At 38.2% G+C, this 608-nt stretch carries 1 protein-coding gene; it reads right to left on the bottom strand.

The window, feature by feature from the left end:
- Positions 1-18: 18 nt before the first annotated feature.
- The gene (locus KIV41_RS24660; protein ID WP_285337851.1) at positions 19-525 is read right to left on the bottom strand and encodes a hypothetical protein; all 507 of its coding nucleotides are present in this window, start codon (positions 523-525) and stop codon (positions 19-21) included.
- Positions 526-608 lie beyond the last annotated feature (83 nt).

Genomic DNA, 608 nt, shown 5'->3' with positions numbered 1-608 from the left:
GAACAGTTTGTTATGTTGCTAGTTGAAGAGCTCATTGAAGGCATCTATTGATAATGCCCAACCCAGCTCTTTTTGAGGCATTCTATTAATTTTTGCGGTGATCTGCGCTAGATCACAATGCTCAATACCGCCATCTGAATATATGAAATCTTGGTACAACGACATTTTATCGTTAACGTGACCAAGTAACTTTCGACTGTCAGTTTTGGTAAAGCTAATATTCGGCTCTGCATTTCCAAACGAAGAAAGAATCTCATTTGGAGCATTTTCAAGCTCTAGTAAGGTCAACAACCCACTTTTGAAAGCTTCATTAAAATGCTTGAGTTCTGACTTTTTGAAACCGATAAGCACAAAAGACATTAGAGTTTTCTCTTCCATGAAAAAGAGACATTTTCGACGCTCTTGAGTAAATGTATGCATATACCAATTACCGAGAATATGATGTTCGCTTTCAATATCTGACAGGTCTTGGGGTCTAAGACCCAGCAAGTCTTGTGATTTCTTAGTGCAGCGCAGTTGATACATGATTCGATTTCTCTCGGAACAATAACGATTTATGTAACATTAGAGCATATCGAAAGCTCATTGCAACATAACGCCCTGTTAAG

The organism is Vibrio sp. D401a (genome assembly GCF_030248515.1).
In the GTDB taxonomy this organism is placed as follows: Bacteria; Pseudomonadota; Gammaproteobacteria; order Enterobacterales; family Vibrionaceae; genus Vibrio; species Vibrio rotiferianus.
Note: the sequence above shows the minus strand (reverse complement) of the source record. Positions and strands in the feature narration are given on the sequence as shown.

Bases quoted from the DNA above. Each gene is read 5' to 3' on its own strand.
- KIV41_RS24660 (WP_285337851.1), bottom strand. From the start codon at position 525: ATGTATCAACTGCGCTGCACTAAGAAATCACAAGACTTGCTGGGTCTT.